Here is a 22,819-nt window from a genome sequence, read left to right as displayed (position 1 = left end):
TTTCCTCCTCTGCGGGAAACTTCCAGCACGCGCCGTACGTAAAGCCCCATAAACCCGGAACTACCAGGAGACACAGTGACCGACGCGCACACCGCCGGCCCCTTCATCGCCGCCATCGACCAGGGCACCACCTCCAGCCGCTGCATCGTCTTCGACCGGGACGGCCGGATCGTCTCCGTCGACCAGAAGGAGCACGAGCAGATCTTCCCGAAGCCGGGATGGGTCGAGCACAACGCCACCGAGATCTGGACGAACGTCCAGGAGGTCGTCGCCGGGGCCATCGAGAAGGCCGGCATCACCCGTGACGACATCAAGGCCATCGGCATCACCAACCAGCGCGAGACGACCGTGCTGTGGGACAAGAACACCGGTGAGCCCGTCCACAACGCCATCGTCTGGCAGGACACCCGCACCGACGCCCTCTGCCGCGAGCTCGGCCGCAACGTCGGCCAGGACCGCTTCCGCCGCGAGACGGGCCTGCCCCTCGCCTCCTACTTCGCCGGCCCCAAGGCCCGCTGGCTGCTCGACAACGTCGACGGCCTGAAGGAGCGCGCCGAGGCGGGCGACATCCTCTTCGGCACCATGGACACCTGGGTCATCTGGAACCTGACCGGTGGTGTCGACGGCGGCAAGCACGTCACGGACGTCACCAACGCCTCGCGCACGATGCTCATGAACCTGCACACCATGCAGTGGGACGAGAAGATCTGCGAGTCCATCGGCGTCCCGCAGCAGATCCTGCCCGAGATCCGCTCCTCCGCCGAGGTCTACGGCGAGATCACCGGCGGCAAGCTGGGCGACCTGCTCGGCGGCATCCCGGTCGCCTCGGCGCTCGGCGACCAGCAGGCGGCCCTGTTCGGCCAGACCTGTTTCGCCGAGGGCGAGACCAAGTCGACCTACGGCACCGGCACCTTCATGGTGATGAACACCGGCGACAAGATCATCAACTCGTACAGCGGCCTGCTGACGACCGTCGGCTACAAGATCGGCGACCAGGACACGGTCTACGCCCTGGAGGGCTCGATCGCCGTCACCGGTTCGCTGGTGCAGTGGATGCGCGACCAGATGGGCCTCATCTCCACCGCCGCCGAGATCGAGACCCTCGCCCTGTCGGTCGAGGACAACGGCGGCGCCTACTTCGTGCCGGCCTTCTCCGGCCTGTTCGCCCCGTACTGGCGCTCCGACGCCCGCGGTGTGATCGCCGGCCTGACCCGGTACGTCACCAAGGCGCACCTCGCGCGCGCCGTCCTGGAGGCCACCGCCTGGCAGACGCGGGAGATCGCCGACGCCATGACGAAGGACTCCGGCGTGGAGCTGGCCGCCCTCAAGGTCGACGGCGGCATGACCTCCAACAACCTGCTGATGCAGACCCTCGCCGACTTCGTGGACGCCCCCGTGGTGCGCCCGATGGTCGCCGAGACCACCTGCCTCGGCGCCGCCTACGCCGCCGGCCTCGCCGTCGGCTTCTGGAACAGCACCGACGACCTGCGCGCCAACTGGCGCCGGGCCGCCGAGTGGACCCCCCGCATGGACGCGGAAAAGCGCGCCCATGAGTACAAGAACTGGCTCAAGGCCGTCGAGCGGACCATGGGCTGGCTCGAGGACGAGGAGTAAGAAACAGCATGACCACCAAGTCCACCCTGCAGTCCGTGCCTGCCCTGGGGACGCACCCGGCCTCCGGCTCGAACCCGAGCCGAGCCGAGACCAGGGAGCAGCTCTCCAAGGCGTCGTACGACCTTCTCGTGATCGGCGGCGGCATCCTGGGCATCTCCACCGCCTGGCACGCCGCGCAGTCCGGCCTCAGGGTGGCTCTGGTGGATGCCGGCGACTTCGCCGGCGCCACGTCCTCCGCCTCCTCCAAGCTCCTCCACGGCGGTCTGCGCTACCTGCAGACCGGCGCGGTGAAGCTGGTGGCGGAGAACCACTTCGAGCGCCGTGCGGTCTCCCGCCAGGTGGCTCCCCACCTGGCGAACCCGCTCACGTTCTACCTCCCCGTGTACAAGGGCGGGCCGCACGGCGCGGCGAAGCTCGGCGCGGGCGTCTTCGCCTACTCCGCGCTCTCCGCGTTCGGTGACGGCGTCGGGCACCTGCTCTCGCCGGCCAAGGCCGCGCAGGACGTGCCCGAGCTGCGCACCGAGAACCTCAAGGCCGTGGCCGTCTACGGCGACGACCAGATGAACGACGCCCGCATGGCGCTGATGACGGTCCGCGGGGCCGTCGAGGCGGGTGCGGTCGTCCTGAACCACGCCGAGGTGACGGGTCTGCGCTTCACGCAGGGCCGGGTCACCGGTGCCGAGCTGAAGGACCGCCTGTCCGGCGACGAGTTCGGCGTCAGCGCCCGGCTGGTGCTGAACGCGACCGGCCCCTGGGTCGACCACCTGCGCAAGATGGAGGACCCGAACGCGGCTCCGTCCATCCGCCTGTCCAAGGGCGCGCACCTGGTCCTCAAGCGCACCTCCCCCTGGAAGGCCGCGCTCGCCACCCCGATCGACAAGTACCGCATCACCTTCGCCCTCCCCTGGGAGGACATGCTGCTGCTCGGCACCACCGACGAGGTGTTCGAGGGCGACCCGGCGGACGTCTCGGTCACCGAGCAGGACATAACCCAGATCCTCGACGAGGCCGCCTTCTCGGTCCGCGACCAGCAGCTCAGCCGCGACCTCATCACCTACTCCTTCGCCGGCCTGCGGGTGCTGCCGGGCGGCCCCGGCGACACCGCCAAGGCCAAGCGCGAGACGGTGGTGACCGAGGGGCGGGGCGGCATGCTGTCCATCGCGGGCGGCAAGTGGACCACCTTCCGGCACATCGGCCGCACCATCATGAAGAAGCTGGAGACGCTGCCGGGCCACCCGCTGGGCGACGACTTCGAGCCGGTCAGCGCGCTGCCGAAGAAGCTGCCGCTGCCCGGCATCGCCAACCCGCGCGCGGTCGCCCACCGGCTGCTCACCGACCGCCCGGCGCCCGGCCCGCGCATGGCGGCCGACACGGCCAAGCACCTGGCCACGCACTACGGCTCGCTGGCCTTCGACATCGCCCGCATGGCCAACGAGAGCCCCGAGCTCGCCGAGCGCGTCCACCCCGACGCCCCGGAGATCTGGGCGCAGGTCGTCTGGGCCCGGGACCACGAGTGGGCCGAGACGCAGGACGACGTGCTGCGCCGCCGCACGACGCTGACGATCCGCGGCCTCGCCACGGACGACGTCCGCGCCAAGGTGCAGGACCTGCTCGACAAGAAGTAGGCCCGGGTCCGGGGGATCCTGATCCGGAAGGGGCGGCTCCACGCCGACGGAGCCGCCCCTTCCGCGTTCCCGCGCCCGCATAATGACCTGATACGTCGGAGGTCTTGAACGCACTGGGAGGCCGGGCCATGGCAGTCACCGACGAGGCGATCGAGAAGATCAAGGGAATGATCGTCTCCGGGGCGCTGCGCCCGGGCGACCGGCTGCCCAAGGAGAGCGAACTCGCCGCCGACCTCGGGCTGTCCCGCAACTCCCTGCGGGAGGCGGTGCGTGCGCTGTCGCTGATCCGGATCCTGGACGTACGGCAGGGCGACGGCACCTACGTCACCAGCCTCGACCCGCAACTCCTGTTGGAGGCGCTGAGCTTCGTCGTCGACTTCCACCGCGACGACACGGTCCTGGAGTTCCTCGCGGTGCGCCGCATCCTGGAGCCGGCCGCGACCGCGATGGCGGCCGTGCGGATCAGCGAGCAGCAGCTGGACGCGCTGACGGCCCAGCTGGACAAGCTCGGTGAGACCCCGTCCGTGGAGGATCTGGTCGCCTGCGACCTGGAGTTCCACCGGGGCATCGTGCACAGCTCGGGCAACTCGGTGCTGTGCTCGCTGCTCGACGGATTGTCGGGCCCGACGACCCGGGCCCGGATCTGGCGCGGCCTCACGCAGGAGGACGCGGTCGCCCGCACCCTGCGCGAGCACCGGGCGATCCTCGCCGCCCTGCGCGACCGGGACGCCGAGGCGGCCCGCTCGTGGGCGACCGTGCACATCGCGAGTGTGGAGCAGTGGCTGCGCTCCACGCTGTGACCAGGGCCTCACGGACCGCTCGGACGGATCCGGGGTGTTCAGGGGCGGATCGCGGGGCAGTGATGGGGGCACTCCCCCTGCAAGGGGGCTGCGGGCGCCCCCGCGGCACGCCGTAAGGTTGGGTGGTCAAGCGAGGGCACGTCGGAAGGAGGCGCTGGGTGATCGAGCTCGAGGGGGTTCCCGAGCTGGTCGACCCGGTCATGGTGGCCGCGTTCGAGGGCTGGAACGATGCCGGCGACGCCGCCTCCACCGCGGTCGCGCATCTGGACAGGGAATGGAAGGGCGAGGTCTTCGCGGCGCTGGACGCCGAGGACTACTACGACTTCCAGGTGAACCGCCCCACGGTGTTCATGGAAGCGGGCGTCCGCAAGATCACTTGGCCCACGACCAGGCTGTCGGTGGTCCGGGTCGGCGGCGAGAAGCCGCGCGACCTCGTGCTCGTGAGGGGCATCGAACCGTCCATGCGGTGGCGGTCGTTCTGCAACGAACTGCTCGGCTTCGCGCACGAGCTGGGCGTGGAACTGGTGGTCGTCCTGGGCGCCCTGCTCGGCGACACCCCGCACACCCGTCCGGTCCCGATCAGCGGCACCACGTCCGACCCGGACCTGGCCCGCCGCATGGATCTCGAGGAGACCAAGTACGAGGGCCCCACGGGCATCGTCGGCGTCCTCCAGGAGGCGTGCACGCACGCGGGCGTCCCGGCCGTGTCGCTCTGGGCGGCGGTGCCGCACTACGTGTCGCAGCCGCCGAACCCGAAGGCCACGATGGCTCTGCTGAACCGCCTGGAGGACCTGATCGACGTGCGCATCCCGCTGGGCGAACTGCCCGAGGACGCGCGCGCCTGGCAGGTCGGCGTGGACCAGCTGGCCGCCGAGGACAGCGAGGTCGCCGAGTACGTCCAGTCGCTGGAGGAGGCCCGGGACACCGCGGAGTTGCCGGAGGCGTCCGGCGAGGCCATCGCCCGGGAGTTCGAGCGTTATCTGCGGCGCCATGACGGCGGCGGTCCGCCCGGGCCCGGCGGTCACGCCACGGCCGACGGCAGCGACAGCACCTCGTACCTGCGGGACAACCCCAGCGGCCGCACCCGCCCGCCGAAGCCGCCGAAGCCGGGCACGGACGACGACGAGTCGTCGGACGACTGAGGACGCGGCAACGACACAGCGCAGAGGGGCGTCTCCCGGCCGGGAGACGCCCCTCTGCGTACTTCTCACGATGGCTACAGCGCTACACCCAGCAGCGCGTCCACCGCCCGGGAGACCACCCCGGGCGCGCCGATGTCCGTACCACCGCTCTGCTCCTGGAGCGCGACCCAGCGGTCGACCGCGGCGAGCGCGGCCGGCGCGTCCAGGTCGTTCGCGAGGGCCTCGCGGATCTCGTCGACGAGCGCCTCCGCCGGCGGCCCGTCGGGGCGGGACACGGCGGCCCGCCAGCGCCCGAGCCGGGCGACGGCGTCCTGGAGGACCTGGTCGGTGTACTCCCAGTCGGCGCGGTAGTGGTGGGCGAGCAGCGCGAGCCGGATGGCGGCCGGGTCGACGCCGTCGTGCCGGAGCTTGGAGACGAAGACCAGGTTGCCCTTGGACTTGGACATCTTCTCGCCGTCCAGGGCGACCATCCCGGCGTGCACGTACGCCTTCGCCATGGGGAATTCGCCGGTGAGGGCCTGGGCGTGCGAGGCGCCCATCTCATGGTGCGGGAAGGCCAGGTCGGAGCCGCCGCCCTGGATGTCGAAGCCCATGCCGAGGTGGTCGAGGGCGATGGCCACGCACTCGATGTGCCAGCCGGGCCGTCCGCGCCCGAGCGATCCGCCGTCCCAGCTGGGCTCGCCCTCGCGGGCCGCCATCCACAGCATCGGGTCGAGCGGGTTCTTCTTCCCGGGGCGGTCCGGGTCGCCGCCGCGCTCGGCGGACAGCAGCCGCATCGCCGCGGCGTCGAGGTTCGAGACCTTGCCGAAGTGCGGGTCGGACTCGACGGAGAAGTAGACGTCCCCCTCCAGTTCGTAGGCCGCGCCGATGTCCCGGAGCCGCTCGACGAGCGGGACGATCCCGGGTATGGCCTCGACGGCGCCTATGTACTGCCGCGGCGGCAGCATCCGCAGGGCCGTCATGTCCTCGCGGAAGAGGGCCGTCTCCTTCTCGGCGAGCGCGACCCAGTCGACGCCGTCGCGCTGCGCCCGCTCCAGCAGCGGATCGTCGACGTCGGTGACGTTCTGGACGTAGTGAACCTGCCGCTTGGTGTCGAGCCACACGCGCTGCACGAGGTCGAACGCGTTGTAGGTCGCCGCGTGTCCCAGGTGCGTGGCGTCGTACGGGGTGATGCCACAGACGTAGATACGGGCGACGGGACCGGGGTCGAGGGTGACAAGACCGCCGGTCGCGGTGTCGTGGATCCTCAGGTCGCGGCCCTGACCAGGCAGGGCGGGGACCTCGGAAGCGGGCCAGGCATGCATGCCATGAGCCTAACCGGACTGAAGTTCCATATACGAATGGGAGCGGGCCACACGGCCGGGAAGGCGCTCTTGCGGTGTTCCGGGTGTCTGTGCTGCTACACGGGTGGCCAGGGAATCGCAGGCCATTCCCCGCTCGGCTCCGGGTGGGTCCCCGAGGCGAGCAGGGCGCCGACCCGCGTGCGGGTGGCGTCGATCTCGGCGCCGGTGATCAGCGGTTCGAGCCGCGCGGCGAGCGGACCGCCCTCGGCCAGACCCTTCCTGAGACCTTCGAGGACGTCGACGGCCTCCTCGGTGAGGGCCTCCCCCGCCCAGCCCCACAGCAGGGTCCGCAGCTTGTTCTCGGCGTTGAACGTGACCCCGTGATCGATGCCGTACAGCCGCCCCTCACCGGTGGGCAGCAGGTGTCCGCCCTTGCGGTCGGCGTTGTTGATGACCGCGTCGAGGACCGCGAGCCGCCGCAGCCGTTCGTCGTCGGCGTGCACGAGCAGCGCGGTGCGTCCCTCGCCGACCTCGGCGAAACCGATCGCCTTCCAGCCCGGCTCGGGTTCCTCGCCGTCGACCAGGGCGAGCAGTTCCGCCTCGGGGGTCACCTCGACCCACAGCTGGCACATGCCCTCGCCGTAGGGGCCCTCGCGGAGCACGGTGGGCGGCACGAGTCCCCAGCCGGTGGCCTCGGAGACCTCGTACGCGGCGACCTCGCGCTGGGCCAGCGTCCCGTCGGGGAAGTCCCACAGGGGCCGCTCCCCCGCGACCGGCTTGTAGATGCAGGCCGCGTCCTCGCCGTCGTACGACACGGTGCAGTACAGGGCCGCGTTGGAAGCCTCACGGATGCGTCCGCGCACGGTCAGTTCGCCGCGGGCGAGCAGCCCGGCGGCGTCCGGTGGGGGCGTCACGCTCCGCGGCGGTATCCGTTCTGGCGCGGACATACGTGTCCTTCCGGGTCGAGCGGGAGGCTGCACAGCGGGCACGGCGGCCGCCCGGCGTTGACGACGTCAAGGGCGCGCTTGGCGAAGGCCCTGGCCTGTGTGCCGGTGAGCCGGACCCGCAGCATCGGCGGGCCGTTCTCCTCGTCCTGGAGCAGCCGCTCCTCGGCCTCGGCGAGGTCCTCCTCGGATTCCGCGTCGAGCTCCACGAGCGCCTGCGCCTCGACGATCATGAGCTGCTCGTCGCCGTCCCAGGCGAGCGCCATGGTGCCGACCCGGAACTCCTCCTCGATGGGGGTCTCCAGCGGGGCGGTGTCGGTGTCCGACGGCGCGACGGCGGGGACGTGGGCGCTGCCGCCGCTACGGCGTACGACCTCGTCGAGCAGTTCGTCCATGCGCTCGGCGAGCGCTGCGACCTGCGTCTTCTCCAGGGCCACGCTGGTCACCCGGGAGCCTGCGGTGGCCTGGAGGAAGAACGAGCGGCGCCCGGGCAGTCCGACCGTACCGGCCACGAAACGCTCCGGATGGTCGTAGAGGAACACCTGACGGGACACGTCCTGTCTCCATTGGGATCGTGGGAACCGTGAGACCACGGCACTGCTGCGACCGCTTCACCCTACTGCGGCGAACGATCACGGTGCGCCCGCACCACCCCCGACTTCGGCCTCGCCGCCCGGCGGTTCCTCGCGCGGGGCCAGGGACGTGAAGTCGCCCGTGTCACCGAGGCGGACGAGAAAGGGCCGCAGTCGTGTGTAGCGGATCGCGGTGATGGAACACGGTTCAACGGAAATCCGCTGGAAGAGGTCCAAGTGAAGTCCGAGTGCGTCGGCGACGAGGGACTTGATGATGTCGCCGTGCGAGCACATGAGATAGACGGCGTCGGCGCCGTGGTCGCGCTCCACGCGCGCGTTCCACTCGCGTACGGCCTCGGCGGCGCGCGTCTGCATGGCCCGCATGGACTCCCCGCCGGGGAACGCCGCCGCGGACGGATGGGCCTGCACCACCTCCATCAGGGGCTCGTCCTTGAGCTCGGCGAGCTTGCGTCCGGACCAGTCGCCGTAGTGGCACTCACCGATGCGCTCGTCGGTGTGCGGGCTCAGGTCCGGCCGGGTCTCGAGCAGCGGCCGGAGCGTTTCCCGGCAGCGCTGGAGCGGGCTGGTGACGATTTCGGCGAGGGGCAGTTCGGCCAGCCGCCCGGGGAGCGCGGCGGCCTGGGCGGCGCCGCGCTCGTCGAGGGCGACGCCGGGCGTCCAGCCGGCGAGCAGCCCCTCGGTGTTGGCGGTGGAGCGTCCGTGCCTGACCAGGATCAGCGTGGGCATGCGCTCCAGCGTAGGCGCACGCGCGCGTGCGGTGTCGTTCGAGTGACGGGAGACTCGTTTCGTGATCGTCGACTGTGCCATCTACCGCGACGGGCAGCGGACGGAAGGGCCCGAGGACCTCTCGGACGCCCTGGGTGAGGCCCGCACGGCGGGCGGGTTCGTGTGGATCGGGCTGCACGAGCCGACGGAGGCCGAGTTCGACCATGTGACCCGGGAGTTCGGGCTGCACCCGCTGGCCGTCGAGGACGCCCTGAAGGCCCACCAGCGGCCCAAGCTGGAGGTATACGACGACTCCCTCTTCGTGGTGCTGAAGCCGGTGGCGTACGAGCCGCAGAGCGACACCGTCTCCTCCGGCGAGATCATGATCTTCCTGGGTGAAGGGTTCGTGGTGACCGTCCGGCACGGCGAGGGCGCCCCGCTCAAGGCCGTACGGCAGCGGCTGGAGCTCGAGCCGGAGCTGCTCGGCAAGGGCCCGACGGCCGTGCTGTACGCGGTCGCCGACGCCACCGTCGACCACTACCTGGATGTGGCGACCGAGTTGCAGACCGACCTGGAGGGCCTGGAGGCGGAGGTCTTCTCGCCGGACGGCGGCGGCTCACGGAACACGGCGTCCCGGATCTACGACTTCAAGCGGCAGGTCCTGGAGTTCCGCCGGGCGACCGGGCCGCTGGCCCCACCGATGAGCCGGCTGGCGGGGACGGCGTCGACCGGTATGACCGTGCCGTTCGTGGACGACCGGGCCCGGCCGTTCTTCCGCGACGTCAGCGACCACCTGACGCGCGTGAACGAGTCCGTGGAGAACCTGGACCGGCTGGTGTCGGACATCCTCTCGGCGCACCTGGCGCAGATGAGCGTCCGGCAGAACGACGACATGCGGAAGATCTCCGCGTGGGCTGCCATGGCCGCGATCCCCACGATGCTCGCGGGGATCTACGGCATGAACTTCGAGCATATGCCCGAGCTGCGCTGGGTCTGGTCCTATCCGGCGCTGATCGCCCTGATGGCCGCCCTGGAGATCATGGTCTTCCGGCTGTTCAAGCGCCGTGGGTGGTTGTAGCCGGGCCGGCTCAGACGAACTCGGGCTCCGGCGTCGCGGGACCGCCGAGGGCGTTGCGTCGCTCGGGCGTCGTCAGCGACACCATCCGGCGCCAGCCGCCCATGCGTTCGTAGGCGTAGACGGCGTGGATGCCGGCCGCGAGCACGGCCGACTTGGCCTTGGACCAGCCGAGAACGCGGCCCATGTGCGCCATGACGGCGAGGCTGACGTCGCGGTAGATCCGGATCTCGGCCAGCGCGCACTCGCGCAGGGTGCGCTGGATGACCCGGCCGTGGCCCGCGTAGGCGAAGCGCAGCAGTTCCTCGTGGCAGTAGGCCAGGTGGTTGTCCTCGTCGTTCGAGATCTGCTTGACCGCGCGGCCGATGTCGGGGTGGTCGGCGAAGTGCTTGCGGAGCAGGTCCATCTGCTCGGAGGCGCGCTGCTCGGTGACCCTGCTGTGCGAGAGGTAGGTGACGATGTCCTGGACGGTGAGCCGCTCGTCGCGGTTCAGCCGCGCGTGCGCGAGGCCGATGCCGTTCCTCTCCAGGAGCATGGTGTAGTCCGTCTCCGGCGGGACCGGGACGGAGTCGAGGCCGCGCTTCTTCATCAGAGCGTTGAAGATCCGGCCGTGCTTGTCCTCGTCGGCGCCGTGCCGGCTGATCTTGGGAGCGAGTTCGCGCTCGGCCTCGGGCACGAGCGCGGCGATGCGGGCGTTCTCCCAGCCGCCCTGTGACTCGCCGCTCGCGGCGATGGAGCAGAACAGGGCGAAGGACTCGTCGTTGTCGAGGATCTCCTGGAACAGACTCTTGGCCGAAAGCATCGTGGGCACCTCTCCCGCGCGCGTGGGCGTACTGCGGCTTTCCCGCAGGTTCCGCGAACAACGAGTCAAGTGCGGGGCTGGGGGTGCTGCAACAGGTGTGAGGGACAACTCCGCCGAATGGAGGATGCGGGGGGAGGCGTGCCTGGCCGGGTGGGGGCCGCTGTGCCGTAACCACGAGGGGCCCCACGCGTTGTTCTGCGTGACGGCCGTGGCGGGGTAGACCCCCGAGCCCCCACCACGGCCGCTGAAAACTCCCGGTCGGTTCAGGCGAGCCCGGCGCGCTCCAGGGCCTCCGTCCCGGCCCGCAGGGACGCGAGCCGCTCGTCGAGCGTGAAGCCCGCCGGTGCGAGGGACAGGGTGGTGACCCCGGCCGCGGCGTAGGCCTTCATCCGGTCGGCGATCCGGTCCACGGAACCGAGCAGGGTCGTCTTGTCGATCAGGTCGTGCGGGACGGCGGCCGCGGCGCCCTGCTTGTCGCCGGAGAGGTACTTGCTCTGGATCTCGGCGGCTTCCTGCTCGTAGCCCATGCGCCGGGCGAGCTGGTTGTAGAAGTTCTGCTTGGGGCTGCCCATGCCGCCGACGTACAGCGCGGTGTACGGGCGGAAGGTGTCGGCGAGCGTGGCCACGTCCTTGTCGTCGCCGACGGCGAGCGGCAGGGTCGGGCAGACGTCGAACCCGTCGAGGGTCTTGCCGGCCTTCTCGCGCCCGGCCCGCAGGTACGAGATCGTGGTGTCCTCGAGGTGCTCGGCGGAGGGGAAGATCAGCAGGGCGCCGTCGGCGATCTCGCCGGTCTGCTCGAGGTTCTTCGGGCCGATCGCGGCGATGTACAGGGGGATGTGCTCGCGCTGCGGGTGCACGGTCAGCTTGATGGGCTTGCCGGGGCCGCCGGGCAGGGGCAGCGTCCAGTGCTGCCCCTCGTAGGACAGGCGCTCGCGGGTCATGGCCTTGCGGACGATCTCGACGTACTCGCGGGTGCGGGCGAGCGGCTTGTCGAACTTGACGCCGTACCAGCCCTCGGAGACCTGCGGGCCGGAGACGCCGAGGCCGAGGCGGAAGCGGCCGCCGGAGAGGGAGTCGAGCGTGGCGGCGGTCATGGCCGTCATCGCGGGCTGGCGGGCCGGGATCTGGAAGATGGCGGAGCCGACGTCGATGCGCTCGGTCTGGGCGGCTACCCAGCTCAGCACGGTGGCGGCGTCCGAGCCGTAGGCCTCCGCGGCCCAGCAGACGGAGTATCCGAGCCGGTCGGCCTCCTGGGCGACGGCCAGGTTGTCCGCGTCCATTCCGGCACCCCAGTAGCCGAGGTTGATACCGAGCTGCATGCCGCATCCCCTTACTGATCAGTAACGTGCCTTGTGCGGGCACCTTAGCGCGGGGGCCGGGGCGAGGTGCACGCCCGCAGCCGGTCGGTCGTAACGATCAGTCGTTTAGATGAGTGAACAGGAATCATGGATGCGACCATTGACGCGTCCACGACGAGTCCCTACCTTTCGCGGGAAAGCGCTTTCTATCCTCCACCTTCCGCAGTCGAACGGAGAGGCACCGATGAAGCGAGCACTCCCCCTGCGACTCCCCGCGGTCCTGGCCACGATGGCCCTCGCCGCCGCGACCGGCACACTCGTGACGATGCCCGAGGCGTCGGCCGCGACCGGCACCGCCACCGGCTACGCGACCCAGAACGGCGGCACCACCGGCGGCGCCGGAGGCCGGACGGTCCGGGCCACGACGGGAACGGCGATCCACCAGGCCCTCTGCGGCCGGGCGAGCACCAGCACCCCGATCACCATCGAGGTCACCGGGACCATCAACCACGCCAACACCAAGAAGGTCTCCGGCGCCGGCTGCGACACCGCCGACGGCGTGATCGAGCTCAAGAAGGTCAGCAACGTGACCCTCGTCGGGGTGGGCAGCGACGCCGTCTTCGACCAACTGGGCATCCACATCCGCGAATCGAAGAACATCATCGTCCAGAACGTGACCGTCCGGAACGTCAAGAAGTCGGGCTCCCCCACGTCCAACGGCGGGGACGCCATCGGCATCGAGCGCAACGTCCGCAACGTCTGGATCGACCACACCACCCTGGAGGCGTCGGGCGGCGAGTCGGAGGGCTACGACGGCCTGTTCGACCTCAAGGACAACACCCAGTACGTGACCCTGTCCTACAGCGTCCTGCGCAACTCCGGCCGCGGCGGCCTGGTCGGCAACAGCGAGAGCGACCGGTCCAACGGCTCCATCACGTACCACCACAACCGGTACGAGAACATCGACTCCCGCGCTCCGCTGCTGCGCGGCGGCGTCGCGCATCTCTACAACAACCACTACGTGCGCCTCAACGAGTCCGGCATCAACTCCCGCGCCGGCGCCCGCGCCAAGGTGGACAACAACTACTTCGAGGACTCCAAGGACGTCCTCGGCACCTTCTACACCGACGAGGCCGGCTATTGGCAGGTCGGCGGCAACATCTTCGACAACGTGACCTGGTCGAGCCCCGGCAGCGAGAACCATCCGGCCGGCCCGAACCCGAAGTCGAACACCACCGTCGCCATCCCGTACGCGTTCGGCGCGGACGCCGCATCCTGCGTGCCGGCCATCGTGAGCCGAACCGCGGGAGCCGGGAAGGGCCTTCAGGTGTCGGACGGCACGTGCTGACCGAGGGCTCCGGGCACGACCGGACCACGGGATCCCGCTCTCCGGCACCCCGGGAAATCCGTGGTCCGCAGCCACCCACACGACAGGCTCTGGCCAGTAATCTCGGCGTTCATGGAGCAGAGGCATCTCGGCCGCACCGGCCTTCGTGTGTCCCGGATCGGGCTCGGCACCCTGACCTGGGGACGGGACACCGACGAGCATGACGCCGCGGACCTCATGAAGACGTTCTGGGAAGCGGGCGGGACCCTCGTCGACACCGCGGACGTGTACGGCGACGGTGAGGCCGAGTACCTCCTCGGCAGACTCATGGACGGCCTGGTACCGCGCCGTGACCTGGTCGTCTCGACCAAGGCCGGCAGTGTGCCGGACCCGGACCGCCGTTTCGACGGCTCCCGCGGCCACCTGCTCTCCGCGCTGGACGCCTCGCTCGCACGGCTCGGCACCGACTACGTCGACCTGTGGCACGTGCACGCGTACGACCCGGACACCCCGCTGGAGGAGACCCTCCAGGCCCTCGACCTGGCGGTCTCCAGCGGGCGTGCCCGCTACGCCGCCGTCTCCAACTTCTGCGGCTGGCAGCTGGCCAGGGCCGCGACCTGGCAGCTGGCGGCTCCCGGCACCCGGACCCGGGTGGCCGGTACGCAGCTGGAGTACTCCCTGCTCCAGCGTGGTGTCGAGCGCGAGGTGCTGCCGGCCGCGCTGGACCTGGGCATAGGCCTGCTGCCGTCCTCGCCGCTCGGGCGCGGGGTGCTGACGGGCAAGTACCGAGGCGACACGATGCCGCCGGACTCACGCGGTGCCTCGGAGCATCTCGCGCCCTTCGTCGCGCCGTACCTCGACGACACGGCGAGCCGCATCGTGGACGCCGTGGCGACCGCGGCCGACGGGCTCGCGGTGACGCCGCTCCAGGTGGCCCTGGCGTGGGTGCGCGACCGGCCCGGCGTGACCGCCCCGATCGTCGGCGCGCGCAACGCACTGCAGCTCACGGCGGCATTGTCAGTGGAGACCCTTAGTCTTCCTGACGAGATCTGCCGGGCGCTCGACGATGTGTCGGCGCCCGTGCACCGCTATCCCGATCACGACTGGAGCACGCTGTGAGCACGGAGCCCGAGACCACGGAGGACAGCGAGCCGGGGACGCCGGGCACCGGGCAGGAACCCGAGGCCGTGGGCGGGGGCGCCGGGGCCGGTCAGGCCTCCGGGGCGGAGAGTGCCGGGCAGGAGCCCGAGGCGGAGGCCGCCGACGCGGATGCCGGGGAGACGTCCGAGACCGAGGGTTCAGAAGCGGGTGCCGGGCAGAAGTCCGAAGCCGGGGCCGCCGACGCCGACGCCGACGCCGAGCAGGTGTCCGAAGCCGAGGGCGCTGAAACGGGTGCCGGGCAGGAGCCCGCCGCCGACGCGGGCGCGGAGCAGGTGTCCGAGGCCGAGGCCGAGCTGCGGGCCCAGCAGGCCGAGCGGGAGCGGATCGAACAGCGCAAGGCCGAGAAGAAGGCACCGATCGAGAGCGGCACCAAGTTGAGCGGCAAGGCCGCGGACCTGCTCGCGGCCGTGCGGGCCGTCGAGAGCGGCGAGAAGCCCGTGGCCGCGGTGTTCGAGGAGTCCCGGCCCGCCCCCAGGCGTTCCGCCCCCGAGCCGGAGCGGCGGCCGCAGCCGGTGGCGCCCCAGCCCGTCGCCGCGTCGGCGGCTCCCGCGCCGGAGGCGGTCCAGGCCGTGCGGCAGGTGCTCGCCGAGGGCGGCGCACCGGAGGTGCTCGCACCGCAGGTCGCCGCGGCCCTCGGCGAAGGTGCGGACGAACAGCTGCGGGCCGACCCCTGGCAGCTGCTGCGGACCCCCGGCGTGCGGCCCGAGCAGGCCGACGGCTTCGCGCGTTCCCTGCTCGGCGCCGAGTGCGGGCCGGACGACGAGCGGCGCGGCCGGGCCCTCACCGGCTGGCTCCTGGAGCAGGCGGCGCTGGCCGGGCACACCGCCCTGGAGATGCCGGCGCTCCTCGCGGCCCTGGCCCAGCGCGGGGTTCCGGAGCCCGAGAGCGCCGTGCAGGACGCGATCGCGGAGGGGGAGGCGCTGGTCTTCCAGGACGCCCTGGAGGAGGAGGCCGGTGCCCCGGCCCGGACGGCCGCGGAAGGGGGCGAGGAGGACGAGGAGCGTCCGGTCCGTGTCCTGGTCGGCCTCGAGCGGTACGCGATGGCGGAGGAGAGCCTGGCCGATGGCCTGGCCCGGCTGGTCAACTCGGTTCCCAAGCAGGACGGTTCGGCCGGGGACTGGGAGCGGGCTGCCGCCGCGGCCCAGGGGTCGACGGCGGAGCTGATCCGCGTGGTGGCCGGCCAGGGCCTGGTGCTGCACACCGGCGGCGAGGCGTCCCTGGCCGAGCCCGCGGCACTGCTGAACGCCGCGAGGAGCCTCGGGCTGCGGGCCTGGGCGGCCGCGCACGGCCCGATCGGCCGCAGCCGTTTCGTGGCCCTGGTGCGGCGGTCCGGCCAGGCGGCGGACGTCCCCGAGCGAGCCGGCGGGGCCTCGGCCGGACCGGGCGACTCCCCCGTCGCCACCGTCTCCGGCCTGCTCGCCGGCGCCGAAGGGCCCGGCCGGGACGCGGACGGGGCCCTCGATCTCGATCTGCTCGTCGTGCTCGACGCCCCGCAGCTGGACGTCGAGACGGCGGCGCTGCTGACGGAGTCGCTGCCGGACGGGGCTCGGCTGGTGCTGGCGGGGGATCCGGCGGTGCTGTGGTCCGTGGGGCCGGGGCGGGTGTTCGCGGATCTGCTCGCGGCGCGGATCTGTCCCCAGGTGGCCTCGCGGCGGCCGGATCCGGGGCCGCTGGGCGAGCTGGTCTCCGGTATCGGCATCGGCGAGCTGAACCAGGTCGAGGCCCCCGGCAAGGAGGTCGTGATCGTGCCCGTGCGGGACGCGGGCGAGGCCGTGCACCGGACGGTGCAGCTCGTCGCGGACTCGGTGCCCCGGGCGATCGGTGTGCCGGCCGAGGAGACCCAGGTGATCACGCCGGGGCACGGTGGCGCTGTCGGGACGCGTGCGCTCAACGCGGCCCTGAAGGAACGGCTGAATCCGGGCCCGGGCCGCTTCGGTGGCTTCGACCCCGGTGACCGGATCGTCCACTCCCCCGCCCCGGGGCGTGCGCTGCCGGGCAGGGTGGTGAGGGCGGACGCCGAGGGACTGCACCTGTCGTGCGAGGGCGAGACCGTCGTCGTACCGAAGGAGCGGGTGGAGCAGTCGGTGCGGCACGGGTGGGCGCTGACCGCGCACCAGGCCGTGGGGAGCCGGTGGCCCGCGGTGGTCGTGGTGCTGCCCGGCGATGCGGCGCAGGCGCTCAGCAGGCCGTGGGTGTACACGGCGTTCGGGCGGGCCGACCGGCATCTGTCCGTGGTGCACGGGGTGGAGCAGGCACTGCCCCGGGCCGTGGCCGAGGTCCCGGCTAAGCCGCGTACGACCCGGCTTCCGGTGCTGCTCGCGCCGCAGATCAGCGGCACGTGACGGGGGTGGTGGTCAGGGTCCCGGGCCCCTGACCACCACCCGCGTGCTCGCCGTCCTGCGTGCTCAGCGGCGGTCCGCGTCCAGCGGCTCCAGGTCCTCGTCCTCGTCCAGGTCGCTGCCGAGCTCGTCCTCGAGATCGTCCCCGTCCTCGTCGTCGACGTCGTCGATCTCGTCGTCGAAGACGGCGCTGACGTCGAAGCGGCAGACCACCTGCTGCGGATCGACCTGCTCGAACGGCTCCTCCAGCCACTCGCCGGGCTCGGCCGGTTCGTCCGCCGCCGTCACCCAGAGCGTGGAGTCGCCCTCCTCGAGCCCGAACTCCTTGTGCCGGGAGGCGATCTCGTCGGGCTCGAACTCGCCGAACAGCAGGCCCAGCGCGCCGTGCACGGTCCCGGAGGCCGGGGAGGCGTCGTCGCCCTCCGCCGCCTCGATCCGCTCGGCGTGCGCCAGCAGGCGCTGCGGCTCGGCGACGGCGTAGTCACGGCGGATCAGCACACTCAGCGCGTTCGGTTCCTCCGGGCCCGTGTACGGGGGCAGCGCGTCCTCCGCACCGGGGATCTCGAAGGGCGTGACCTCGTCGTAGCGGTCGTAGAGCAGTTCGTCGTACACCTCTGCGGCCGCGGCCAGCTGGTTGAACGCCTCGAACACGGCCGGGTCGTCCTCCCCCGACCTGCGTTCGACCGCGGCCAGGTGGCGGTCGAGCGCGGTCTTGACCGCCTCGGCGGCGGCGCGTACCTCGGCAGCGGTGGGCTGCGCAGCATCAGACATAGTGCAGACGCTATCCGTACCGGGCCCCAGCCCGCACAATAGATGCGATGCCGGAATACGAATTTGTCGACGTGTACGTCCCTCGCGGGGTGTCCCGCAAGGAGACGGCACGTCTGCTGACGGACCACGCGGAGTACGGACACTGGGAGTTGCACCGTCTGACCCTGCTGCGCGACGGCAGCCGCAAGGTGCGGTTGCGCCGGCGGATCATCCGCCAGGTGCGGGCCACGTGGTGAGCGGGGACGGGGCACTGGGAGAACACACATGACGGAGCGGGCCCCGCGGCAGCGGGGCCCGCTCCGTTGTGCGGGGATGTCAGGCCGAGGCGCGGGCCTTGCGGTAGAGGATCGCGCCCGCGAGCAGCGCGCCCGCCCCGGCCGGGAGGGCCAGGCCGAGCGGCAGATCGCTGCCGGTGCTGGCGAGCTGGGCGTCGCCGTCGGGCTGCGTGACGAACTGGCCGCCCGGCTTGTTGCCGTGCGAGGAGCCGCCCGGGGTCTCGCCGCCCGTGGAGGGCGGGGTGCCCGGGGTGCCGGGGCCGCCCGGCTCACCGGGGTTGCCAGGGTTGCCGGGGTTGCCGGGGTCACCCGGGTTTCCGGGGGTGCCGGGATCGCCCGGGTTACCGGGGGTGCCGGGGTCGCCCGGGTTACCGGGGGTGCCGGGATCGCCCGGGTTACCGGGGTTCCCCGGGTTTCCGGGAGTGCCGGGGTCCCCCGGCTGGCCCGGGTTGCCCGGCTGGCCCGGGGTCTCATGGCCGCCGCCCGGCGGGGTGCCGTGGTGGCCGCCGCCGTTGGAGCAGTCGTTGCCCGTGCTGGGGTTGCCGACGCCGATGACGTCGACGCTGTTGCCGCAGACGTTCACCGGCACGTGGACCGGTGCCTGGACGTGGTTGCCCGAGCCGACACCGGGCGAGTCGGTGGCGTGCCCACCCGCGTGGGAGCCGCCCTTGCCGCCGTGACCACCATGACCGCCGTGTTCGCCGTATCCCCCCGGCGACGATCCACCGCCCTTGTTGGCGCACGAGTTGCCCACCGACGGGTTGAGCACACCGACGACGTTGACCGTGTTCCCGCACACGTTGACCGGCGCGTACACCGGCGCCTGCACCGAGTTTCCGGACAGTACGCCGGGCGAGCCCGACGCCGAGCCCTGGGCGCCCGAGTCGGCGTGAGCGGAGCCGCCCGCGGCGGCGATCACGCCGGTCGCGGCCGCCACGGTCATCAGACCCTTGCGAGTAGCCTGTCGCATTTGCTGAATACCTGCCTTCGACCCTGTCTCGAATTCTTCTCGAATTCCTTGAAAGAAGCGTTCGGCCCCGGAGCGCATGGCGCGCGCTCCGGGACCGATGGCTTTGGACTCCCCTCAGCGAGGGGAAAGCATCACTTGTTGATGCAGGTGTTGCCGAAGGCGGGGTTCAGCAGCCCGATCACGGAGACCGTGTTGCCGCAGACGTTCACCGGGACGTGAACGGGCACCTGGACAACGTTGCCGGACAGGACGCCCGGGGAGTGCACGGCGGCACCCTGAGCACCCGAGTCGGCGACGGCCAGGCCCGCGCCCGCGAGAACCAGCCCACCGGTGGCAGCCGCAGCAGCGACGACCTTCTTGATCATTATTCCTCCTAGTTGGCAAAGCGACCCATCTTGCGATCGCATTACCTGTAACGAGGAGGGAGTAATGAGGCTACGAGCTTATGGTCGCATTCACCCTTCCCAGTCGATTCCGTACGCGCGACCGAATACGGCGTTTCGCAGGGTGGCTCAGGACAGATCGATGAAGCGGTCGAGCACGCGCACACCGAACCGCAGGCCCTCCACCGGCACCCGCTCGTCCACGCCGTGGAACATCCCGGCGAAGTCCAGCTCCGGGGGCAGCTTCAGCGGCACGAAGCCGAAACCGCGGATGCCCAGGTCGTCGAAGGACTTGGCGTCCGTGCCGCCGGAGAGCATGTAGGGGATCGCCTTGGCGGTCGGGTCCTCGGCCAGCAGCGCGGACTGCATCGCCCCGACGAGCGCCCCGTCGAAGGTGGTCTCCACGGCCTTGTCGGCATGGACGTCCTCGCGGCGCACGTTCGGGCCGAGGATCCGGTCGAGGTCGGCGAGGAACTCCTCCTCGTGGCCGGGCAGGAAGCGTCCGTCGACGTGGGCGGTCGCCTCGCCCGGGATGACGTTGACCTTGTAACCGGCGCCGAGCTGGGTCGGGTTGGCCGTGTTGCTCAGGGTCGCGCCGATGAACTTGGCGATGCCGCCGAGCCTGACGAGGGTCGACTCCATGTCCTCCGGGTCGAGTTCGGTGCCGAGCGCGTCACCGAGCTCGTCGAGGAAGGCGCGGGTGGTCTTGGTGACGCGCACCGGGAACTTGTGCCGCCCGAGCCGCGCGACGGCCTCCGACAGCTCGGTGATCGCGTTGTCCCGGTGGATCATCGATCCGTGCCCGGCGGTGCCGGCCACGGTGAGCTTCATCCAGTGCATGCCCTTCTCGGCCGTCTGGATCATGTAGAGCCGCCGCTGCTCGCTGACGGTGAACGAGAACCCGCCCACCTCGCTGATCGCCTCGGTGACGCCCTCGAACAGCTCGGGGTGCTTGCGCACGAGGTGCTTGGCGCCGTACGTGCCGCCGGCCTCCTCGTCGGCGAGGAACGCGAGGACGATGTCGCGCGGGGGCTTGCGCCCGCTGCGCAGCCGGTCGCGGACGACCGCCAGGGTCATCGCGTCCATGTCCTTCATGTCGACGGCCCCGCGGCCCCACACACAGCCGTCGGCGACCTCGCCCGAGAAGGGGTGGTGCGTCCAGTCGTCCGCGTTGGCCGGTACGACGTCGGTGTGGCCGTGGATGAGGAGCGCGGGCCGGGAGGGGTCCTCGCCCTCGATCCGGGCGACCGTGGAGGCCCGGCCCGGATGGGACTCGAAGATCTGGGGGTCGAGCCCGACCTCGGCGAGCTTCTCGGCGACGTACTCCGCCGCCTTGCGCTCGCCCGGACCCGAGTGGTCGCCGTAGTTGCTGGTGTCGATCTGGATCAGCTCGCGGCAGAGGTCCACGACCTCGTCCTCGCCGGTGACGCTCCTGGCCGTGTCCGTCTCGCTCACGTGCTTCCTCCCGGTGTCACTGCTGGTGGGTCCTCCTCTCATCCTCCCTCTCCCCGGCCCGCTCCCCAAGAGCGCTCCCGGCCCGTCACACGCCGTTCACGCCTAGCCGGGGTGCGGACGGGGGGTGATCGGCCACCCCGGAAAGCCTGGTAATGTTTACGTCGTCGCCGCGGGGAGAACCCACGCGACAGACACCTTGTCCGGGTGGCGGAATGGCAGACGCGCTAGCTTGAGGTGCTAGTGCCCTTTATCGGGCGTGGGGGTTCAAGTCCCCCCTCGGACACATGAAGCCTGAGGGCCGTGACCGTGAGGTCACGGCCCTCAGGCGTTTCCCGGAAAGGTGACCATGACCAGCCGTTCCTGCCCCTGCGGACTCCCCCAGCCCTACGAGGCGTGCTGCGGCCGTTTCCACTCCGGTGCCGCCACCGCGCCGACCGCCGAGGCGTTGATGCGGTCGCGGTACTGCGCGTTCGTGAAGGGGGACGTCGCGTATCTGCTGCGGACGTGGCATCCGCGGACGCGGCCGGGGCGGCTGGAGCTGGATCCGGGGATGCGGTGGACCGGTCTTGAGGTGCTGGGGACGAGCGACGGGTCCGCGTTCCACTCGACCGGCACCGTGGAGTTCCGGGCGTCGTACCGGGGCGGGTCGCTGCACGAGCTGAGCCGGTTCGAGCGGGTCGACGGGGCCTGGGTGTACGTCGACGGGGAGTTCCCGGCGTAACGGGTGCCACGGCGGGAGACGCGGAGCCCTCGGCACTGCGGGTGCTACGGCGCCAGGACGTCGAGTTCCTGGAGGGCGCCGACCGTGATCTCGCGGGTCAGCTCCTCCGCCCGGGCGGCGTCGCCCTCGCGGACCGCCTCGGCGACCTGGACGTGCAGGGTGACGGCGGCCGGGTCGGGGTCCTCGAACATCACGTCGTGCTGGGTGCGGCCCGTCAGAACCTCGGCGACGACGTCGCCGAGGCGGGCGAACATCTCGTTGCCGGAGGCGATCAGGACGACGCGATGGAAGGCGACGTCATGGTGGAGGTAGCCCTCCAGTTTGTGACCGCGTGAGTGGGCCACCATGCCGAGGGCGCACTCGGTGAGCTCGGCGCACTGCTCGGCCGTGGCGTGCCGGGCGGCGAGGCCGGCCGCGACGGGTTCGATGGCCGAGCGCAGCACCGTGAGGGAGCGCAGCTGCCCGGGGCGGTCGGCTCCGGCCAGGCGCCAGCGGATGACCTGTGGGTCGTAGACGTTCCACTCGGACTTCGGGCGGACCGTGACGCCGACGCGGCGGCGGGACTCGACCAGGTACATGGACTCCAGGACGCGGACGGCCTCGCGCATCACGGAGCGCGACACGTCGAAACGCTGGGCGAGCTCGTCGGTGCGCAGAACGCTGCCCGGCGGGTACTCACCCGCCGTGATCTCGGGGCCGAGGGTGTCCAGTACCCGGCCGTGCAGCCCCCGGCCCGTTGCGCTCATGCACTCAGCGTACGGGGTAGATCACGGAGACAAAAAGTCAGACTTATTTGTCACGGTCTCTTGAATTCGTCGTACCTAATGGGTTTCAGTTGCGTCGACATCACGTGTCGACCTCGGACAGCAGACAGTGAGGCAGCGATGAACACCCCCCATGTCGTCGTGGTCATGGGCGTAGCGGGCACCGGCAAGACCACCATCGGTCCCCTGCTCGCGGCCCGGCTCGGCGTTCCGTACGCCGAGGGCGACGACTTCCACCCGCCGGCCAACATCGCCAAGATGTCGGCCGGCACCCCGCTCACCGACGAGGACCGCCTGCCCTGGCTCGACGCCATCGGCGCGTGGGCCCACGGGCGGGCCGGGCTCGGCGGGGTCGTCAGCTGCTCGGCGCTGAAGCGGTCGTACCGCGACCGGCTGCGGGCCGCCGCGCCGGGCGTGGTCTTCGTGCATCTCACGGGTGACCGCGCGCTGATCGAGGACCGGATGTCGCACCGGCAGGGGCACTTCATGCCCACGGCGCTGCTCGACTCACAGTTCGCCACGCTCCAGCCCCTCGGGGCGGACGAGGCGGGGGTCGGGGTGGACGTCGCGGGCGGCCCGGAGGAGATCACCGAGCGGGCGGTGCACGCCTTGCAGGACCTCCCCGAGCCCGTCCAGTAGCCCCTGGCCGTACCTCGACGACTTCAACAAGAAGAACGGCACCGACATCGTGCCCGTCGTCACGGTCCACCTGGAGCCGCTCGGCCTCTACTCCCACAAGGTCAAGAAGGCCGACGACCTGAAGAGCGGTGCG

General features: G+C 71.3%; 21 protein-coding genes, 1 tRNA gene and 2 pseudogenes. 13 read left to right on the top strand and 11 right to left on the bottom strand.

Features of this window, described 5'->3' with window-relative positions; genetic code table 11:
* The first annotated feature begins 75 nt into the window (after positions 1-75).
* The 4 genes from glpK (at position 76) to K4G64_RS19370 (ending at position 5,181) form a co-directional block, all read left to right on the top strand.
* A complete protein-coding gene (gene glpK / locus K4G64_RS19385) occupies positions 76-1,614 on the top strand; it encodes a glycerol kinase GlpK (protein ID WP_221757282.1) in 1,539 nt (512 codons plus the stop codon).
* 8 nt (positions 1,615-1,622) lie between these two features.
* Positions 1,623-3,239, top strand: a complete 1,617-nt coding sequence (locus K4G64_RS19380; RefSeq protein WP_221757281.1) for a glycerol-3-phosphate dehydrogenase/oxidase — start codon at positions 1,623-1,625, stop codon at positions 3,237-3,239.
* A gap of 128 nt (positions 3,240-3,367) precedes the next feature.
* Positions 3,368-4,039 carry a FadR/GntR family transcriptional regulator gene (locus K4G64_RS19375; RefSeq protein ID WP_221757280.1) on the top strand — a complete coding sequence of 224 codons (672 nt, stop codon included), beginning with the start codon at positions 3,368-3,370 and terminating at the stop codon, positions 4,037-4,039.
* A 158-nt stretch (positions 4,040-4,197) separates the two neighbouring features.
* Positions 4,198-5,181: a PAC2 family protein gene (locus K4G64_RS19370; protein ID WP_221757279.1), complete on the top strand. Its 984-nt coding sequence runs from the start codon at positions 4,198-4,200 to the stop codon at positions 5,179-5,181.
* A gap of 74 nt (positions 5,182-5,255) precedes the next feature.
* Here K4G64_RS19370 and mshC read toward each other — a convergent pair whose 3' ends face one another.
* The 4 genes from mshC to K4G64_RS19350 all read right to left on the bottom strand — a co-directional run bounded on the left by mshC (position 5,256) and on the right by K4G64_RS19350 (position 8,727).
* A complete protein-coding gene (gene mshC, locus K4G64_RS19365; RefSeq protein WP_221757278.1) occupies positions 5,256-6,485 on the bottom strand; it encodes a cysteine--1-D-myo-inosityl 2-amino-2-deoxy-alpha-D-glucopyranoside ligase in 1,230 nt (409 codons plus the stop codon).
* 95 nt (positions 6,486-6,580) lie between these two features.
* Positions 6,581-7,411 carry an SCO1664 family protein gene (locus K4G64_RS19360; protein WP_221757277.1) on the bottom strand — a complete coding sequence of 277 codons (831 nt, stop codon included), beginning with the start codon at positions 7,409-7,411 and terminating at the stop codon, positions 6,581-6,583.
* Positions 7,375-7,962 carry a DUF3090 domain-containing protein gene (locus tag K4G64_RS19355; RefSeq protein ID WP_221757276.1) on the bottom strand — a complete coding sequence of 196 codons (588 nt, stop codon included), beginning with the start codon at positions 7,960-7,962 and terminating at the stop codon, positions 7,375-7,377. Before K4G64_RS19355 ends, K4G64_RS19360 begins: the two co-directional genes overlap by 37 nt.
* Before the next feature lie 78 nt (positions 7,963-8,040).
* Entirely contained in the window at positions 8,041-8,727 is a 687-nt protein-coding gene (locus tag K4G64_RS19350; RefSeq protein WP_221757275.1) for a histidine phosphatase family protein, read from the bottom strand.
* 61 nt (positions 8,728-8,788) lie between these two features.
* On the opposite strand from K4G64_RS19350, the gene K4G64_RS19345 reads away from it, so the two are divergent.
* On the top strand, positions 8,789-9,784 hold the full coding sequence (locus K4G64_RS19345) for a magnesium and cobalt transport protein CorA (protein ID WP_221757274.1): 996 nt from the start codon (positions 8,789-8,791) through the stop codon (positions 9,782-9,784).
* Positions 9,785-9,794: 10 nt separating this feature from the next.
* On the opposite strand, the gene K4G64_RS19340 is transcribed toward K4G64_RS19345, so the two are convergent.
* Together K4G64_RS19340 and K4G64_RS19335 are read right to left on the bottom strand one after the other, a co-directional pair.
* On the bottom strand, positions 9,795-10,583 hold the full coding sequence (locus tag K4G64_RS19340; RefSeq protein ID WP_221757273.1) for a ferritin-like domain-containing protein: 789 nt from the start codon (positions 10,581-10,583) through the stop codon (positions 9,795-9,797).
* 263 nt (positions 10,584-10,846) lie between these two features.
* The gene (locus tag K4G64_RS19335; RefSeq protein WP_221757272.1) at positions 10,847-11,902 is read right to left on the bottom strand and encodes an LLM class F420-dependent oxidoreductase; all 1,056 of its coding nucleotides are present in this window, start codon (positions 11,900-11,902) and stop codon (positions 10,847-10,849) included.
* A 223-nt stretch (positions 11,903-12,125) separates the two neighbouring features.
* Between K4G64_RS19335 and K4G64_RS19330 the strand changes: the two are divergent.
* From K4G64_RS19330 to K4G64_RS19320, 3 genes and pseudogenes are all read left to right on the top strand, one after another.
* A pseudogene (locus K4G64_RS19330) lies at positions 12,126-13,226 on the top strand (polysaccharide lyase family 1 protein); the annotation flags it as partial.
* Positions 13,227-13,340: 114 nt separating this feature from the next.
* Positions 13,341-14,327 carry an aldo/keto reductase gene (locus K4G64_RS19325; protein ID WP_221757270.1) on the top strand — a complete coding sequence of 329 codons (987 nt, stop codon included), beginning with the start codon at positions 13,341-13,343 and terminating at the stop codon, positions 14,325-14,327.
* Positions 14,324-16,711: a helix-hairpin-helix domain-containing protein gene (locus K4G64_RS19320; RefSeq protein ID WP_221757269.1), complete on the top strand. Its 2,388-nt coding sequence runs from the start codon at positions 14,324-14,326 to the stop codon at positions 16,709-16,711. Before K4G64_RS19325 ends, K4G64_RS19320 begins: the two co-directional genes overlap by 4 nt.
* Before the next feature lie 63 nt (positions 16,712-16,774).
* On the opposite strand, the gene K4G64_RS19315 is transcribed toward K4G64_RS19320, so the two are convergent.
* Complete coding sequence (locus tag K4G64_RS19315; RefSeq protein WP_221757268.1) at positions 16,775-17,479, bottom strand: hypothetical protein; 705 nt, start codon at positions 17,477-17,479, stop codon at positions 16,775-16,777.
* A gap of 47 nt (positions 17,480-17,526) precedes the next feature.
* On the opposite strand from K4G64_RS19315, the gene K4G64_RS19310 reads away from it, so the two are divergent.
* Positions 17,527-17,715 carry a DUF5703 family protein gene (locus K4G64_RS19310; protein WP_030848528.1) on the top strand — a complete coding sequence of 63 codons (189 nt, stop codon included), beginning with the start codon at positions 17,527-17,529 and terminating at the stop codon, positions 17,713-17,715.
* A 79-nt stretch (positions 17,716-17,794) separates the two neighbouring features.
* Here the strand turns inward: K4G64_RS19310 and K4G64_RS41080 are convergent, their stop codons facing one another.
* From K4G64_RS41080 to K4G64_RS19295, 3 genes are all read right to left on the bottom strand, one after another.
* The gene (locus tag K4G64_RS41080; protein WP_221757267.1) at positions 17,795-18,724 is read right to left on the bottom strand and encodes a chaplin; all 930 of its coding nucleotides are present in this window, start codon (positions 18,722-18,724) and stop codon (positions 17,795-17,797) included.
* A 131-nt stretch (positions 18,725-18,855) separates the two neighbouring features.
* Positions 18,856-19,089, bottom strand: coding sequence for a chaplin ChpH (gene chpH / locus K4G64_RS19300; protein WP_030608446.1), 234 nt, complete (start codon positions 19,087-19,089; stop codon positions 18,856-18,858).
* A gap of 147 nt (positions 19,090-19,236) precedes the next feature.
* Complete coding sequence (locus tag K4G64_RS19295) at positions 19,237-20,562, bottom strand: M20/M25/M40 family metallo-hydrolase (RefSeq protein ID WP_221757266.1); 1,326 nt, start codon at positions 20,560-20,562, stop codon at positions 19,237-19,239.
* A gap of 198 nt (positions 20,563-20,760) precedes the next feature.
* On the opposite strand from K4G64_RS19295, the gene K4G64_RS19290 reads away from it, so the two are divergent.
* Both K4G64_RS19290 and K4G64_RS19285 read left to right on the top strand, forming a co-directional pair.
* Positions 20,761-20,845, top strand: a tRNA-Leu gene (locus K4G64_RS19290).
* 63 nt (positions 20,846-20,908) lie between these two features.
* Positions 20,909-21,283 carry a YchJ family protein gene (locus tag K4G64_RS19285; protein ID WP_221757265.1) on the top strand — a complete coding sequence of 125 codons (375 nt, stop codon included), beginning with the start codon at positions 20,909-20,911 and terminating at the stop codon, positions 21,281-21,283.
* A 44-nt stretch (positions 21,284-21,327) separates the two neighbouring features.
* Here the strand turns inward: K4G64_RS19285 and K4G64_RS19280 are convergent, their stop codons facing one another.
* A complete protein-coding gene (locus K4G64_RS19280) occupies positions 21,328-22,029 on the bottom strand; it encodes a FadR/GntR family transcriptional regulator (RefSeq protein ID WP_221757264.1) in 702 nt (233 codons plus the stop codon).
* A gap of 138 nt (positions 22,030-22,167) precedes the next feature.
* Between K4G64_RS19280 and K4G64_RS19275 the strand changes: the two genes are divergently transcribed.
* Both K4G64_RS19275 and K4G64_RS19270 read left to right on the top strand, forming a co-directional pair.
* Positions 22,168-22,686 (top strand): gluconokinase, encoded by a 519-nt coding sequence (locus tag K4G64_RS19275; protein ID WP_221757263.1) that lies wholly within the window; start codon positions 22,168-22,170, stop codon positions 22,684-22,686.
* 7 nt (positions 22,687-22,693) lie between these two features.
* Positions 22,694-22,819 (top strand): annotated as a pseudogene (locus tag K4G64_RS19270) (MetQ/NlpA family ABC transporter substrate-binding protein); the annotation flags it as partial.

The organism is Streptomyces sp. WAC04114 (genome assembly GCF_019733245.1).
Lineage (GTDB): Bacteria > Actinomycetota > Actinomycetes > Streptomycetales > Streptomycetaceae > Streptomyces > Streptomyces massasporeus_A.
This window is presented reverse-complemented; position numbering and strand designations above follow the sequence as displayed.